This window comes from Brevundimonas sp. UBA5866 (assembly GCF_002432125.1).
Taxonomy (GTDB): Bacteria; Pseudomonadota; Alphaproteobacteria; order Caulobacterales; family Caulobacteraceae; genus Brevundimonas.
This window is the reverse complement of the sequence record NZ_DJFS01000064.1, coordinates 1-15,133: the sequence shown is the minus strand read 5'-3', so window position 1 is coordinate 15,133 and position 15,133 is coordinate 1. Positions and strand designations below refer to the sequence as shown.

The window sequence follows — 15,133 nt, the reverse complement described above, 5'->3', positions numbered from 1 at the left end:
GCCTAGCCCGCCGTGCCTGGCAGCGGCGGGCTTTTTTGTCCCCAGCACACCCCACAGTTGAATCGTCTAAAGACCCTATATGTTGTGGTGGCTAGAAATTTGATCGCAAAATAGACCGTCAGGCGGGTTGCGGAGCAGGGGCTATTGGACGCATGGTAGGGACAACGAATCCCACCCTACAGTTCCTTGTCAGGACCACGCGATGAATGCCCATTCCTCGATCATCCAGCCCGGCACACCCGGTCTGCTGACCCCGTCGGCCGCCTACAAGCCCTTCCGCTATCCGTGGGCCTTCGACATGTGGAAGAAGCAGCAGCAGGTCCACTGGATGCCAGAGGAAGTGCCGCTGGGCGAGGACGTCAAGGACTGGGCGGCCAAGCTGGATGACAACGAGCGCAACCTGCTGACCCAGATCTTCCGCTTCTTCACCCAGGCGGACATCGAGGTCCAGGACAACTACATGGAACGCTACGGTCGCGTGTTCAAACCGACCGAGGTGAAGATGATGCTGGCGGCCTTCGCCAACATGGAAACCATCCACATCGCCGCCTATGCCCTGCTGCTCGAAACCATCGGCATGCCCGAGAGCGAGTTCGGCGCCTTCATGGAATACGAGGCCATGAAGGACAAGCACGACTACATGGGCCAGTTCGGGGTCGAGACCGATGCCGACATCTGCCGCACCCTGGCGATGTTCGGTGGCTTCTCCGAAGGGCTGCAGCTGTTCGCGTCCTTCGCCATGCTGATGAACTTCCCGCGCCAGAACAAGATGAAGGGCATGGGCCAGATCGTCTCGTGGTCGGTGCGCGACGAAAGCCTGCACTGCGAAGGCATCATCAAGCTGTACCACGCCTTCAACAAGGAAACCGGTGCCGTCACTAAGGCCGTGGCCGACGACATCGTCGACAACTGCAAGACGGTTATCGAGATGGAGGACAAATTCATCGACCTGGCGTTCGAGATGGGTCCGGTGAACGGCATGACGCCGCACGACATCAAACAATATATCCGCTTCATCGCCGACTGGCGCCTGCGCCAGCTGAACCTGCCGGAGGTTTACGGGGTGACGGAAAACCCGCTGCCGTGGCTGCAGGCGCTTCTGTCGGGTGTCGAACACGCCAACTTCTTCGAAGCCCGCGCGACCGAATATTCCAAGGCCGCGACCCAGGGCTCGTGGCACGGCGCCGATGGTGTCTGGGACAGCTTCGATGCCCTGATGAAGAAGCGTCAGGAACAGGCGAGCGCGGAATAATCCATCGGGATGGGTTCATGCCCGATACTGAAAGTACCCGACGCACGATGATGGACATAAAAGAAGCAGAGCTGGCTCTAGCAGCCATCTCTGCGAGGGTTTCTAAGAGCGATTTGAGCGAGATGGAACGTGCTCTTCTCGAAGCAAAATCAGCTCAGGAACGTCTGGAAGCCAGAAGGCGCCAAGTGATCGAAACCGGTCACTTGGCTATCGACAGGCCTGAAGACTGGTTGGTTCAAATCGAACGGGCCAGGACGGATGCCCTGGCCCGTTTTGAAGCCATTTTTGAAACCTGTTCCGCAGTCAAAGCGTCCTGATTACTGCGGTGTGGTGGCGCAGCGGGTCTTGTCGCCACCGACACAGGCCCGCCAGTCTGCCTGGGCGCGCTCATAGGCCGCCAGCTCGGCCTTGTATGCAGCCTCGCGGGCCGCCGCCTCCTGCTCGATGCGGCGGGTCTCCATCTCCATCAGGTCCAATTCTTCCTGATACTCGGCCTGTGCCTTGGCATGGGCGCGCTGGTTGGCGCGGTCCTGAAGCTCGGCCAGATCATTCTGTTCCAGAATCTCGGCATTGAGGGCCGAAGTGGTGCGCATCTCCTCGGGGTCCTGCACTTCGTCGGAACCCCGGCGATAGGCCTCGCCGCGCGCGCGCATGGCGTCGGCGACAGGATCGCTTTGCGCGGGGGGCGTCTGTGCCGAGACCACGGGGGCCATCATGGCGAGGGCGGCAGCGCCGGCCAGTGCTGTCAGGGTGTATTTCATAGGCGTTCACCTTCGGTCAGTTCTGCCGCTTCTGCGGCGGCGGTTAGCTCGGTGGTATCAGAATAGGTGCGCGCACCTATCTGTGGCAGTCGCAATTCAAACGCGGCCCCCTCTGGACCGGTTTCAACAAGCCGGACCTGACCGCCGTGGTTGGCGGCCAGTTCCTGCGAAATCGTCAGGCCCAGACCTGTGCCATCAGATTTGGAGCCGGAAACAAAAGGCTCGAACAGGCGTCCGGCCAGACGTTCGGGAATGCCCGGACCATTGTCGCGAATGTGGATGACGGCGAAACCGTCGTCTTCGCGGGCGCTGATGGTGATCTGTCCATGACGGTCATCCTGCACGGTTTCGATGGCTTGCCGCGCATTGCGCATCAGGTTCACGAAGATGCGGTGCAGTTGATCGGGGTCAGCCGTTACGACGAAGCGCGAGGGGAGATTGGCCACCAGCCGCACACCTTCGTCCGACAGGCCGGCATCCTCGGCAGCCGCCGCCACAGCGCGGGCCAGAAGCAGGCGCCGCCGTTCGGGCGCAGGCTCTTCGGACTTCCCGTACTCCAGCACATTGCGCGCCAGACCTGCGGCGCGCCCCAGCGCGCGTTCGAGCCTGGGCAGAGCCTTGGCCACCAGCGGGTCAGATGAGGACGACAGGCGTTCGGAGGCGATCTGCGCCGAGGTCAGCATATTGCGCAGGTCGTGATTGATCTTGGCCACCGCCTCGCCCAGTGCGACCAGACGGGCGCGCGCCCGCAGGGATTGTTGCACCTCTTCCTGCATACGGGCCAGTTCGCGCTCTACGCGGCCAATCTCGTCGTGACGATCGGAAGGCGTGTCCACGATCCCTTCCGGATCGGCGGCGAAGCGTTCGATCGAACGGGTCACGCGGCGCAGGGGCTGCAGCACGAGGAAGGACAGGCCCAGCCAGAGCAAGCCGCCCGCAACCAGTGCAATGACGACCGACACCATGAGATTGTTCAGGATGAAGGTGCGCAATTCCAGTTTGAGCGGCTGGGCCGGTGCCAGAATCTCGATCAGCTCGCCGGAGCGATAGCGGGGCGTGGCCTGCACCCGCAGGGACCGGTCGGGGTGGCCGAACAGGGTGCGCCACGGATCGATCAGTTTGGAGCCGGTGCTGCGGTTGCGCAGATCGATGAGGTCGGGCGTGCGCGGCAGGTTGGGGGCCTGCAACAGAAGGCGGCGTACACCCTGTTCGCCGACAACGACGGACTGAACGCCGCCAATGGTCAAAAGCTGCTCGGCCGTGCTGTCCTGAACGGCGGAGTAGGGCAGGGCCTCCACGCCGACAGATGCCAGTTCTGCGGCTTGCAGACGATCCCTGAGCCACCGCTCCTGGAAGGACGAGGCGCTGGGGACAAGGATCATGCCCGCCACCAGAAGGGTGAAGGCAACCGTCAGCATCATCAGTCGGGCGGTCAATCCGTCTGGCCCGTGTGGCCGGATGCGCTCGCCCGAGCCAAGACGGGCCTTGAGGGCCTCGCTCATCTTTGTCAGGGGCGTGTTGGTTTTCAGCACAGACGTTCCGGTTTTGCGTTCAAGACCCGTCACTGGCCGTCCCCCGCAGGATCTTCCGGTGAGCGTCCATAACGCGCTTTGATCAGCTTTAGACCCATCGGCAATACCATAGACAAAAAGCCTACGCCGATCAGCGGCCACATAAATTGCCTGAATAGCGACTGGATGTCGGGGTTCGGATCATTGATCAGGACTTCCTGCAAACCGCTACCGATCCAGCAATATATGATGTGGGCAGGTAAAAGTCCGATAAAGGTCGCCAGTACATAGGGACGCAGGGGGGCAGACATGATCCCCGCAGCCACATTGATCATGTGGAAGGGCACCGAGACGATCAATCGGGCCGTCAGCACATAGCTGAAGGTGTTTTTCTCGACGCCATCGCAAATTTTCTTCAGCAGACCTTGGTCGGACGCAGCCTTGCGTCTCAACGATTCGCCAAGTGCCGTGCGGCCCGCATAATACACTGCCAAGGCCCCGACCGTGGCGGCAAAGGCCGTCGCGATGCCGCCGACCCACGGGCCGAACAGATAGCCGGCCGTTACGGTCACAAACACTACGCCGGGGACGACGCTGGCCGTCAGAACGGCAAAAATCACCATTAATCCGGCCAGAACCAGCCAATAATGCTGTTGCGTCCATCCGTTCAGCACAGCGCCGTGGTCCCGCAAGGTGTCCAGCGACAGATACCGGTTCCATCCCGTGGCGAAAATCAGGGTCGCCGCCGCAGCCATGAGAAGCAGGGGTATGAAGCGGGCGAAGCGGTGCAAACCTGTGGCTCCGAATGACGGTGTTATGAAAAACCTGAACGAATCTGGCTTTTAACGGACGAAGTTGGGTGGCGGTGCCGTTGACTCCGCCGCGGCGTCGATTTATACGCCCGCCTCTCTTCTGCGGTGAACGATCGTGTTCATCGCTTAACCCCAGAAACCCGGAGTCGACCGTGAAGCGGACCTACCAGCCGTCGCGTCTCGTGCGCAAGCGCCGTCACGGCTTCCGTTCGCGGATGGCCACCAAGAACGGTCAAAAAATCGTTGCGCGTCGTCGCGCTAAAGGCCGCAAGCGCCTGACGGCCTAAAGTCACGCGCCCATCAACCCTATATGGGAGGGCGCATGACCGATACGATGAAAATCGATCGCCTATTGCGGCGGCCCCAGTTTCTGGCGGCCGCCAAAGGCGTTTCTCAGGCGAGAGGCGCCGTGGTCATACAAATGCTCGACCGCGCCGATGGTGATGATGCCATTCGCGTCGGCTTTACCGCGACCCGCAAGGTCGGCGGATCGGTGGTGCGTAACCGCGCCAAACGCCGCCTGCGCGAGGCTGCGCGCCTGATTTTGCCCGAATATGGCCAGTCCGGCTGCGACTATGTGCTGATTGCGCGCATGGGCACGGCAGAGCGTGACTGGGAGCGATTGCTTGACGACGTGAAATCGGCCCTTACAAGGCTGACCAAGATGCGTGCCGATCCATCCGTGCTTAAGGATGGGCGCTCCGGTGCGACCCCTAACGATCAACCGCGCCTCTCCGGCCAGGACCGCTGATCCCGATGCAGAACGAGAACTCGCGCAACACACTTATCTTCTTTGTGTGCGCGGCCCTGATTATGGGCATCTACTATTTCACCGTGATGCGGCCCCAGGCCGAGCAACAGCGTGCTGCACGTATTGCCGCTGCTGAACTGTCGCAGGAGGCAACGACCGATGCCGACCCGACCCTCACCGGCACCGTCAATGTATTCAAGGACCGCGCCACTGCCCTGACGGGCGCTGGCCGCGTGCCGATCGAGAGCGACACGGTCAAGGGCTCGCTGTCGCTGCTGGGCGGTCGTATCGATGATCTGTTCCTGACGCAGTACCGCGAGAAGCTGAACGATCCGACCCCCGTCGAACTGTTCCGCCCGCAGGGTATGGAGCACGCCTATTTCGCCCAGTTCGGCTGGCGCGGCGCGAACGTGCCGGGCGGCGTTCCGGGCCCGAACACGGTCTGGACCCTGTCAAAGGGTGACAAGCTGACCCCGACCACGCCGGTTGAACTGACCTGGGACAACGGTAACGGCCTGCGCTTCACCCGCGTGATCTCGGTCGATGACAAATACCTGTTCTCGGTCAAGGACACGGTTGCCAACCTCGGCACCAACGCCATTACGATCGCGCCGTATTCGCGCGTCGAGCGCCAGGGCATTCCGGCGGATCTGGGCAAGCAGATGATCCTGCACGAAGGCGCCATCGGCACTTTCGGTGAAGGCAAGTCCTTCAAGACCGAACAGATCAAATACAAGGACTGGGCCAAGAAGACCAAGGTCGAGGAAGACTCGACCGGTGGCTGGATGGGCATCACCGACAAATACTGGCTGGCGGCCCTGATCCCGGCTCAGGACGAGAAGGTTACGGCCCGTTTCACCGTGCGTCCTGTCGGTGAAATGAACATCCACGAGGCAAACCTGCTGGGCGCGGCGCACACCATCGCGCCGGGCAAGCAGATCACCGAAACCCAGCAACTGTTCGCGGGCGTCAAGCGCAACGAGGTGCTGAAGCAGTATGAAGAGCAGCTGGGTCTGCCGCGCTTCGTCTATGCGATCGACTGGGGCATGTTCTGGTTCCTGACCCGTCCGATCTTCCAGGTTCTGGAGTTCTTCTTCGGCCTGCTGGGCAACTTCGGTCTGGCCATTCTGGCCCTGACCGTGGTGGTCAAGCTGGTCCTCTTCCCGCTGGCCAACAAGTCGTACGCTTCGATGTCGAAGATGCGCATGCTCCAGCCCAAGATGGAGGAGATCAAGAAGAAGCACGGCAAGGACCCGCAGAAGCAGCAGCAGGAAATGATGGCGCTGTACCAGCGCGAGAAGATCAATCCGCTGGCGGGCTGTCTGCCGATCCTCGTGCAGATTCCGGTCTTCTACGCCCTGTACAAGGTGCTGTTCGTCACCATCGAGATGCGCCACGCGCCCTTCTTCGGCTGGATCAAGGACCTGTCGGCGAAGGACCCGACCACCATCTGGAACCTGTTCGGCGCCATTCCGTATGACCCGTCGGCCGTTCCGCTGCTGGGCGGCATTCTGGGCGGACCGCTGCACCTCGGCGTCCTGCCGCTGGTCTATGGTCTGACCATGTGGCTGCAGATGTCGATGAACCCGCCGGCACAGGATCCGATCCAGCGCCAGATCTTCTCGCTGATGCCGATCCTGTTCACCTTCATCATGGCACCGTTCGCGGCCGGCCTGCTGATCTACTGGGCATGGAACAACATCCTGTCGATCCTGCAGCAGTACGTCATCATGCACAAATACAAGGCCGAGAACCCGATCGACACGTTCTTCGCCCGCTTCAAAAAGGGCTGATCGACCGTGATGGACGAACCCAAGACTGGCGAATATTCCGCCGAAGAGATCGAGGCCGCGCGCGTCCTGTTTTCGCGTCAGGCCACCTTCATGCTCGGCTGCGCCAAGATCGAACAGCTTCCCGAACCCGATCTCCCCGAGATCGCGTTCGCGGGGCGTTCGAACGTGGGCAAGTCCAGCCTGATCAACGGGCTTGTGGGCATGCACAAGCTGGCCCGTGCCTCGAACGAGCCGGGCCGTACCCGCGAGGTGAACTTCTTCAACCTCGACGACCGTATGCGTCTGGTCGACCTTCCCGGCTATGGCTGGGCCAAGGCGTCCAAGACCGAGGTCAAGCGCTTTCAGGACCTCGGCCGCGACTATCTGCGCGGTCGGGTGACCCTGAAGCGTGTCTATCTGCTGATCGACAGCCGTCACGGTCTGAAGAAGGTCGATGACGAGGCGCTCGATGCGCTCGATCTGGCGGCGGTGTCCTATCAGATCGTCCTGACCAAGGCCGACAAGCTGAAGAAGGGCGAGGCCGAAAAGGTTCAGGCCGCGACCCTCAAAGCCATCTCCAAGCGTCCAGCCGCCTATCCCTATGTGGCGATCACCTCTTCGGAGAAGGGCATCGGTATTCCCGAATTGCGCGCCGAAATCATGCGTACAACGGGTGTAATTCTTGATTGATTCCAGTCAAGGTTGAACCGGGGCTGGGTTTGCGAGTTTTCCGTTTCTCCATGCTGGGGAAGGGAAAATATCATGAAAAAAATCGCAATGACGGGTCTGGCTTCGGTCATGGCTCTGACTTTTGCTGCCTGCAGCCCGGGCAGCAACAAGGCCGAGGGCGATGCCGCGGCACCGGATGCGGCCGACAAGAACGCCGCTGCGGCCTCGCTGGAAGGGCCCAAACCGGGTCTTTGGCGCGTAACGACTGCGGTTGAAGGTGCGGCAGCAGCGGGCGCGGGAGCCATTCCTGCCCAGGAAGTCTGCATCAAGGAATCGAAACTGGAAGCTCCGGCAACTGCTGAACAGCAGGGTGCACAGTGCACCAGCACGCCCTTCACCCGTCAGGGCGACGCAATGGTGGGTTCGGCCCAATGCACCATGCCGGGCAATATCAAGACCGAGAGCACCATCAGGGTCAGTGGCGATTTCAACAGCCGCTACACCACCGAGGTTACGACCAAGATGGACCCCGCACCCATGCCGCAAATGGCAGAAACCAAAATGACCATGACGGCAGAGCGCGTCGGCGATTGCCCGGCCGGTAGCTGAGACTGAAAATGGTTGTCCTGCCGGTATGGCGATGTCGTGCGGCGTCACCATATCGGTAGGATGACCGCCTATTCCATTCTTGATCTCGCTCCCGTTCCCGAAGGCTCCGACGTTGGTCAGGCGCTAAGAAATACGGTCGAGCTGGCGACACACGCAGAAACGGCGGGCTTCACCCGCTACTGGCTGGCTGAACACCACAACATGCCCGGTATTGCCAGTGCGGCGACATCGGTTGTGATCGGCGCGGTCGCTGCGGCCACGAAATCCATTCGTATCGGCGCGGGCGGTGTCATGCTGCCCAACCATGCCCCTCTGGTCATCGCCGAACAGTTCGGCACCCTGTCAGCCCTGTATCCCGGTCGGATCGACCTTGGCCTTGGCCGTGCGCCGGGCACCGACCATGCGACGGCCCGGGCCCTGCGCCGCACCCTCCAGGGAGACGTAGATAGCTTCCCGCAGGATGTGATGGAGCTGATGCACTGGTTCGAACCGGCTCAGGCCGGCCAGCGCATCGCCGCCTATCCGGGTGAAGGGCAGGATGTGAAAATCTGGATTCTGGGTTCATCGACCTATGGGGCGCAGCTGGCCGCCCATCTGGGTCTGCCCTATGCCTTTGCCAGCCATTTCGCCCCCGGCGAAATGATGCGGGCCGCAGACATCTATCGAAAGACGTTCCGCCCATCGGCGCATCTGGAAAAGCCCTATCTGATGCTGGGCTACAATGCCTTTGTGGCCGACACCGATGCCGAAGCGCGTGACCTGTTCACCTCGGTCCAGCAGGCCTTTGTGAACCTGCGGCTGAACAAGCCGGGCAAGCTGCCGCCTCCGCAACCGGGCTATTACGAGCAACTGGACGGCACCTCCAAGGCCGTTGTGGATTCGGCCCTGTCCTGTGCTGCGGTCGGATCGGTCGAAACGGTGCGACAGACCATTGCCGGGTTTGTCGAGCGTACCGGCGCGGACGAACTGATGATCACCAGCCAGATCTGGGATCCGGCTGCGCGTATCCGCTCTGTCGAAAAACTGGCACAGGCGGTTGGCCTCACGGCCTAATCTTCAGCCTCGTCTTCCACGGCATAGAAGCTGAGCGGGGCATGTGGCTCGGCCGTTGCGACCTGGGAAGCCCCGCTCATCAAGACGCCCGCCGCTGTGCCCAGCAGCATGGCGTCCGCGATGTCCTGTGCGGTCACGGGGCTTTCGCCCGAAAGCTTGCGGCGAAGCTGGTCGCAGGTGGCCAGCAGGGTCGAGGCGTTTCGCACTTCCTCATGCGGGCTCTGACGCCCCAATATCGAACGATCGCCAAAGCGCCAGCCCGCGCCTGCGGGCGCGGCGTTGACCATGTTCCACTTGTCGGCGGGCGTCAGTCCGGCGGGCAGGACTTCCCACGGCGCGTCCGGTCCGCGCTTCAGATAACTGACCGGATCCGTCGGTAGATTGTGCCGTCTATAGATGGCCAGAGCGGCCTGTTCGACCGTATGAATCTGGTCCGGCAGGCCGTCGGGAAGCTGCAGTTCGTCTTCGAAGGGGTCTTCCTGGTCCGCGGGCAGGGACGCGGGCCTGAAGCCCAGCGCCTTGCGAATGCGGTCCAGTACGATCATCAGTTCGTCAGGGCGGTATTGGTTACCGACACGTCGTAGACGACGCGGGTCAGGCTCTGGACGACTTCGAAGAATTTACGCGCTTCGGCGGCACCGGCGCGCGGGGCATAGATGATATCGTCCGGCTCGATCTGGAAATTGCTGGCGATAAAGAAGCCCTGACCTTCGTTCAGGTTAAGGCGATACACCACGGGCACGCCGCGTGAGGATACCGGTTGGGCAATGCCCAGGGCCTGAGCCACTTCCGGACGCTCGAAGCGGAAGACCAGCACCGAGCGGGCATTCGCCTGATTGGAATCCAGACCGCCGACACCGCTGAGGGCCTCGGTCAAGGTCAGCGGGCCCGGCGGCAGCTCGCTGCGCGCCACGGCATTGAACGCGCCGAAGGAGGAGAAGCGACGCGGGCGATAGGTCAGATTGATCTGGTCGCCGCGCTGCAGGCGGATGTTCTCGTCGAACTTGGTCGTCACCACCGATAGCGGGGCCGAATAGGTCTGGCCATCGCGCATGATCACGACATCGACGTCATAGGGCGAACGCGAAGAGCCGCCGGCGGCGGCGATAATGTCCAGCAGGCGGTCGTGGTTGGCGTTAAGCGCCTGACGGCCGGGGCTGCGGACATCGCCCAGGACGGTGACGGAGTTGGAAGCGGCCGTCGCCTGGCTGACGACAACCTGCGGATTGCCGACCTTGCCGGTCAGGGCGCGGCGGATGGCCGTTGCGGCCTGACCGGGGGTCATGCCTTGAACATTGATGCTGCCGGCATAGGGGACGGAGATGGCCCCGTTGCGGTCTACGACCAGCGGCGGCAGGGCGCTGTTGTTGTCACCCGATGCGAACAGGGTCGAGCCCGGCGACAGAATGCTGACGGCAAGGGAGTCACCGATGCCGATGATATCAGTCGGTTCATTGCTGTCGGCCAGGGCAAGACCGGCAAAGGAGCGCGGCGGCGCATTGCGCAGGCGCTCGCTCAGTTCGAACGACAGATCGACAATCGCATAGCTGCGGGTCTGTTCGGCGGTGGATGCTCCCTGCACCACGCCCGCGCCGGACGGCCCGTCGCGCGGCAAGGTCTGACAACCTGCGAGAAGGGCAAGAAGCATCAGGCTTGCGGCAGTTCTGGTCATAGTGGGCTCTATTCCGTTTCCCTGAGACTTACATCTCTTGGCGAGAAGTCGCCAGAGGGCTGAGTATCCGTTGCTCGACGATGGAGAAATGCTGTTCCCATCTCGGAGCGGTATATTGGGCGGCAACAGGCTTTGCTTGAGTGTATTGTTCAATCGCGCGCAGCCAGCCGGGACCATCGATGGGATCAATAAGTCTGGCCTGTGGTGTCAGTTCCCTGTGCGGCGCGATATCGGACGCAATCAGTGGAATACCCATCGCGCTGGCTTCGACGGCAGGCAGGTCGAAGCCCTCGACACTGGACGGCGCCAGTACCGCCTGCGCGCCCAGCATGATCCGCGCCAGCGTGGCATCGGCCATGCCCTCGGCCTGATGGACGTGGCCGCGCAGGGCGGGGCTGCGGTGGAGCAGATCAAGGACCGCCTCGTTTTCCCAGCCATATCGTCCGATCAGGACGAGGCCCGGCGTATCGGCACCATGCTTCTCGGCCAGATGACGCCAGACCGTAAGCAGGAAGGCCAGATTCTTTCGGCCCTCGATGGTGCCGACATGCACGAAATACGGGCGCGGGGTCTTTAGCGGCTCAACAGCCTTGAGATGGCTTTCCAGACCCAGATGGGCCACATCAACCGGAGGGCACGCCAGCGATCTGGCCTTGGCAAAGCGGTCGATTTCCCGGGCCGTATAGGCGCTGTTGGCGATGATATGGCTGCCCAGGGTCAGGGCATGCTCCATACGCCGTGCATGCTTGGCGTCGTCACCATCGCGGCAGTATTCGGGGTGGGTCACCGGTATCAGGTCGTGCACCAGAATGATGCGCGGTATGCCGCGATCCTTGACCGACTGGAGCAGTTCCGGCTCGTCCAGTCCGGTGTGGCCTACATTCAGATAGGCGAGCGCCGAGGGAACGCCCGTGCGGCGGGCACGGAAGAATTGGCGCGTGGCGCGCTTCTTCGAGGGGGCCGTTTCCAGGGGCAGCGGCGTCAGTACAGATCGTGAGGGGGGCCGGGCCGAGCACAGGGCAGCGATCAGATCACGGTCCTGTGGCCGCTCCTCGGCTCTGGCCAGGCCGTTCCAGCGGTGCCTCAGTTCGGCGATCCTTTTGCGGAACCAGTCATCATCCACCAGCGCCAGCTGGCCCTTGCGGCTGCGGACCGGAACCATCCGATAGACCGGATGCGCGATCAGCCACTCGGCATAGGCCAGACATACGCGGTCGATACCCGTCGGCGCAGACCGCTCTGTCCGGCTCAGAAGCCGGCTGGCATCGAGCAGGATGGTGTGCACCATCAGGAGACGTAACCCGCCTGCATCAGTTCGGCGATGTGGATGACCGCAACCGGCTTGTCGTCCTCGACAACCAACAGGCTGGAGATCTTGTTGGCGGTCAGCAGGTCCACAACGTCGCGCATGCGCTGGCTCGGATCGACCGTGATGGGCGAGCGGCTCATGATATCCTGCGCCGTCAGGGTCTGGATATCGCGGGCAAAGGCGCGGCGCACGTCACCGTCGGTAATCATACCGGCCAGGGTGCCATCGTCGTTCACGACCGCGACCGTGCCCTTGCGGCCCTCGGTGATGGCATAGACCACATCCGTGAACGGGGTCTGGGCGGTGACCGTCATCGGCGCAGCCGCGTGGTCCATCATCCATTCGCGCACGCTTTGCAGGCTCATGCCCAGCGCCCCACCGGGGTGGTGCATGCCGAAGTCTTCACGGGTAAAGCCCCGCTGCTCCATCAGAACCATCGCCAGAGCATCGCCCAGCGCCAGTGTCATCAGGGTCGAGGTGGTAGGTGCCAGGCCCTCGGGACAGGCCTCTGCAACCTTGGGCATGGTCAGCAGAACCTGGGAGTGGCGGCCCAGAAAACTGGTCGGTCGTTGGGTGATGCCGATGACCGGAATATTGTTGCGTTGGCAGAAGATCAGCGGATCGCGCAGTTCGCGGCTTTCGCCAGAGTTCGAAATCGCCAGAACCGTCACATCCGAGCGCAGCATGCCCAGATCGCCGTGGCTCATTTCCGCCGGGTGGACGAAAAAGGCATTCGTACCGGTCGAGGCGAGGGTCGCGGCGATTTTGCCGCCGATGTGCCCCGACTTGCCCATCCCTGTCACGACGACATAACCCGGACGCGACAGAATGATCTGGCTTGCGCGGGCGATCGACTCGTCCAGCGAGCGTTCGAGCGCCTGCAGAGCCTCGATATTGAGCTGGATGACGTGGCGCGCGCGCGCGGTCATGGCGGCAATAGGTGTTTCGCTGGGGGAAGGCGGGGTCTGGGTCATTATAAAGCGCAATCCTTAGCCCGTGGGCGAGCTAACAAGGGACCGATTAACCGCTTTTCGCGTCGAGGTACAATCGTTCGCTCAAGCAATATGCAAGAGAGGCAGGGTTCAACCCTGCCTCTATCACTTTATAATTATCCGCCGGTATGGGCCTTCTGCGCCTTGGCCAGTTCAATCATGGCTTGTGCAGCGCCCATGTCGGGAACGATCTCGCCCTCGCGGTCGGAGATTTTGTCGAAGCGGGCGGCCACCTGCTCGGCGGCATCCGGCCCTGTGATGAAGTCACCCTGGGTCAGGGTTATATAGGCACGCTCGAACCCGCCCCCGCCAGCGGTCAGTATGCAGCGGCTGGGCGCATCGCGGCTGACCAGATGCAGCAGGCCCGGCGTGACCAGCTTGGCCTCCAGCGCATCGAGTGGCAGGCCGAGGTCCTCGGTCATGCGGGTATAGGCCGTGGGCGCAAGGCAGTTCACGCGGATGTCGTTCTTTGCACCCTCGATGGACAGGGTCTGCATCAGGCCGACGAGCGCCATTTTAGCTGCGCCATAATTCGACTGACCGAAATTGCCGAAAAGGCCGGAAGACGACGTCGTCATCACGATGCGGCCATAGTTCTGGGCGCGCATGATGTCCCAGACGGCCTTGGTGCAGTTCACCGCGCCCATCAGATGGACGTCCATCACCAGACGGAAATCGTCCAGATCCATCTTGGCGAAGCTCTTGTCGCGCAGGATGCCGGCATTGTTCACCAGAATGTCGATCCGCCCCCAGCGCTCCATCGTTTCGGCCACCATTTTTTGCACTGCGTCAAAATCGGTAACCGATGCCGCATTGGCGAAGGCCTCGCCGCCGGCAGCCACGATTTCGGCAACCACTGCCTCGGCCGCGGACTGGGATGCGCCCGATCCATCGCGCGCACCGCCCAGATCATTGACCACGACCTTGGCCCCCCGTGCCGCCAGGGCCAGTGCGTGTTCACGCCCCAGGCCGCCACCGGCGCCGGTAACAATGGCCACCTGGCCCTTGAACGCATCAGCCATTCAGCTTCCTCCCTCAGAGTCTTCGTTATTTGAAAACGGGTTTATGGGCCGTTCCGCGAAATATGTGTTGGAATGGCGCCACACTTGTCACATTCGACGCTATTCCAAGGAACCTGCTTGCTGCAATGCCGTTCGTTGCTGGAGTGCTTTTGCGGGAACGCATCGGCATCGGACTCATAACTTCAGTGAGAGAGGACACCATGAAGCTGAAACTTCTGGCCAGTGTCGCCGCTGCTGGGCTGTTTGCGGCTGGTGCCGCATCTGCCGAGCCTAACGGCTGGTACGGCGCGATTGATGCGGGTTACCACATCATCGACGACATCAATGCCGAATCGTCGACCACCGGTCACAACTGGAACTGGGAAGTCAACGATGGTTGGGCTGCTTTCGCCCGCCTCGGTTACCGTTTCAACCCGAACTGGCGTATGGAACTCGAAGGCGGCTACCGCTCGGGTGACATCGGTCGCGTTCGTGCAGTCACCGGCCCGCAAGGCCTGTGCAACCTGACCCCGGCTACCGGCCCGTGCCACTCGCCGGAAGGTGACATCACCTCGACCACCCTGATGGCCAACGTGATCTATGACTTCGGCAACGAAGACTGGAATCTGCGTCCGTTCGTGGGTCTGGGCGTTGGTGCAAACCGCGTGAACGTCGACACCATCGGCCGTCTGCGTCAGGCTCCGGGCGGCGCTTTCGCTGCTGACGACACCTCGACCAAGTTCGCTGCTCAAGCGATCGCCGGTCTGGCTTGGGCCATCTCGGACCGCGCCAACATCGACCTGACCTACCGCTATCTGACGGGCGACGCCCGTTGGGACTCGGTGGTTCCGGCTTCGGTTACGCCGGCATTCGGTGAATGGTCGGGCGACTATGACCAGTCGCACACCGTAACCCTGGGTCTGCGTTACGCCTTCGGTGCTCAAGACGCTCCGCCGCCGCCGCCGCCGC

17 protein-coding genes are annotated in these 15,133 nt (G+C 62.1%); 9 read left to right on the top strand and 8 right to left on the bottom strand.

The genetic code is table 11. The features are described 5' to 3' along the window. Positions 1–202: 202 nt before the first annotated feature. Both B3H86_RS07005 and B3H86_RS07000 read left to right on the top strand, forming a co-directional pair. Complete coding sequence (locus tag B3H86_RS07005; protein WP_292052324.1) at positions 203–1,252, top strand: ribonucleotide-diphosphate reductase subunit beta; 1,050 nt, start codon at positions 203–205, stop codon at positions 1,250–1,252. Positions 1,253–1,269: 17 nt separating this feature from the next. Beyond that, the gene (locus B3H86_RS07000; RefSeq protein ID WP_292052323.1) at positions 1,270–1,569 is read left to right on the top strand and encodes a hypothetical protein; all 300 of its coding nucleotides are present in this window, start codon (positions 1,270–1,272) and stop codon (positions 1,567–1,569) included. Here the strand turns inward: B3H86_RS07000 and B3H86_RS06995 are convergent, their stop codons facing one another. From B3H86_RS06995 to B3H86_RS06985, 3 genes are read right to left on the bottom strand one after another with little or no spacing between them, the layout of a single operon-like run. Beyond that, positions 1,570–2,013, bottom strand: coding sequence for a cell wall hydrolase (locus tag B3H86_RS06995; protein ID WP_292052321.1), 444 nt, complete (start codon positions 2,011–2,013; stop codon positions 1,570–1,572). Then, positions 2,010–3,578, bottom strand: coding sequence for a sensor histidine kinase (locus tag B3H86_RS06990; protein WP_292052320.1), 1,569 nt, complete (start codon positions 3,576–3,578; stop codon positions 2,010–2,012). The genes B3H86_RS06995 and B3H86_RS06990 overlap by 4 nt, the downstream gene beginning before the upstream one ends. Next, complete coding sequence (locus tag B3H86_RS06985) at positions 3,575–4,315, bottom strand: TVP38/TMEM64 family protein (protein WP_292052319.1); 741 nt, start codon at positions 4,313–4,315, stop codon at positions 3,575–3,577. Before B3H86_RS06985 ends, B3H86_RS06990 begins: the two co-directional genes overlap by 4 nt. Before the next feature lie 173 nt (positions 4,316–4,488). Here B3H86_RS06985 and rpmH point away from each other — a divergent pair, with 173 nt between their 5' ends. From rpmH to B3H86_RS06955, 6 genes are all read left to right on the top strand, one after another. After that, positions 4,489–4,623: a 50S ribosomal protein L34 gene (gene rpmH, locus B3H86_RS06980; RefSeq protein ID WP_003164000.1), complete on the top strand. Its 135-nt coding sequence runs from the start codon at positions 4,489–4,491 to the stop codon at positions 4,621–4,623. 35 nt (positions 4,624–4,658) lie between these two features. Beyond that, positions 4,659–5,087: a ribonuclease P protein component gene (rnpA, locus tag B3H86_RS06975; protein WP_312821230.1), complete on the top strand. Its 429-nt coding sequence runs from the start codon at positions 4,659–4,661 to the stop codon at positions 5,085–5,087. A gap of 5 nt (positions 5,088–5,092) precedes the next feature. Next, positions 5,093–6,880, top strand: a complete 1,788-nt coding sequence (gene yidC, locus B3H86_RS06970) for a membrane protein insertase YidC (protein ID WP_292052317.1) — start codon at positions 5,093–5,095, stop codon at positions 6,878–6,880. Between the two features lie 9 nt (positions 6,881–6,889). Continuing rightward, a complete protein-coding gene (gene yihA / locus B3H86_RS06965) occupies positions 6,890–7,549 on the top strand; it encodes a ribosome biogenesis GTP-binding protein YihA/YsxC (RefSeq protein ID WP_292052315.1) in 660 nt (219 codons plus the stop codon). Positions 7,550–7,621: 72 nt separating this feature from the next. Continuing rightward, the gene (locus tag B3H86_RS06960) at positions 7,622–8,137 is read left to right on the top strand and encodes a DUF3617 domain-containing protein (protein ID WP_292052313.1); all 516 of its coding nucleotides are present in this window, start codon (positions 7,622–7,624) and stop codon (positions 8,135–8,137) included. A 60-nt stretch (positions 8,138–8,197) separates the two neighbouring features. Further along, on the top strand, positions 8,198–9,190 hold the full coding sequence (locus B3H86_RS06955; RefSeq protein ID WP_292052311.1) for an LLM class flavin-dependent oxidoreductase: 993 nt from the start codon (positions 8,198–8,200) through the stop codon (positions 9,188–9,190). Here B3H86_RS06955 and B3H86_RS06950 read toward each other — a convergent pair. The 5 genes from B3H86_RS06950 to B3H86_RS06930 form a co-directional block, all read right to left on the bottom strand. After that, a complete protein-coding gene (locus B3H86_RS06950; RefSeq protein ID WP_292052309.1) occupies positions 9,187–9,735 on the bottom strand; it encodes a hypothetical protein in 549 nt (182 codons plus the stop codon). The two genes, B3H86_RS06955 and B3H86_RS06950, sit on opposite strands and share 4 nt — an antisense overlap. After that, positions 9,735–10,862 (bottom strand): polysaccharide biosynthesis/export family protein, encoded by a 1,128-nt coding sequence (locus B3H86_RS06945; RefSeq protein WP_292052307.1) that lies wholly within the window; start codon positions 10,860–10,862, stop codon positions 9,735–9,737. The genes B3H86_RS06950 and B3H86_RS06945 overlap by 1 nt, the downstream gene beginning before the upstream one ends. A 28-nt stretch (positions 10,863–10,890) precedes the next feature. Next, entirely contained in the window at positions 10,891–12,150 is a 1,260-nt protein-coding gene (locus tag B3H86_RS06940; protein WP_292052305.1) for a glycosyltransferase family 4 protein, read from the bottom strand. Then, positions 12,150–13,145, bottom strand: coding sequence for a KpsF/GutQ family sugar-phosphate isomerase (locus B3H86_RS06935; RefSeq protein ID WP_292052303.1), 996 nt, complete (start codon positions 13,143–13,145; stop codon positions 12,150–12,152). Before B3H86_RS06935 ends, B3H86_RS06940 begins: the two co-directional genes overlap by 1 nt. Before the next feature lie 134 nt (positions 13,146–13,279). Continuing rightward, a complete protein-coding gene (locus B3H86_RS06930) occupies positions 13,280–14,185 on the bottom strand; it encodes an SDR family NAD(P)-dependent oxidoreductase (protein ID WP_292052302.1) in 906 nt (301 codons plus the stop codon). Between the two features lie 200 nt (positions 14,186–14,385). Between B3H86_RS06930 and B3H86_RS06925 the strand changes: the two genes are divergently transcribed. Then, the coding region (locus B3H86_RS06925) for an outer membrane protein (RefSeq protein WP_292052300.1) at positions 14,386–15,133 on the top strand (748 nt) is incomplete at its 3' end.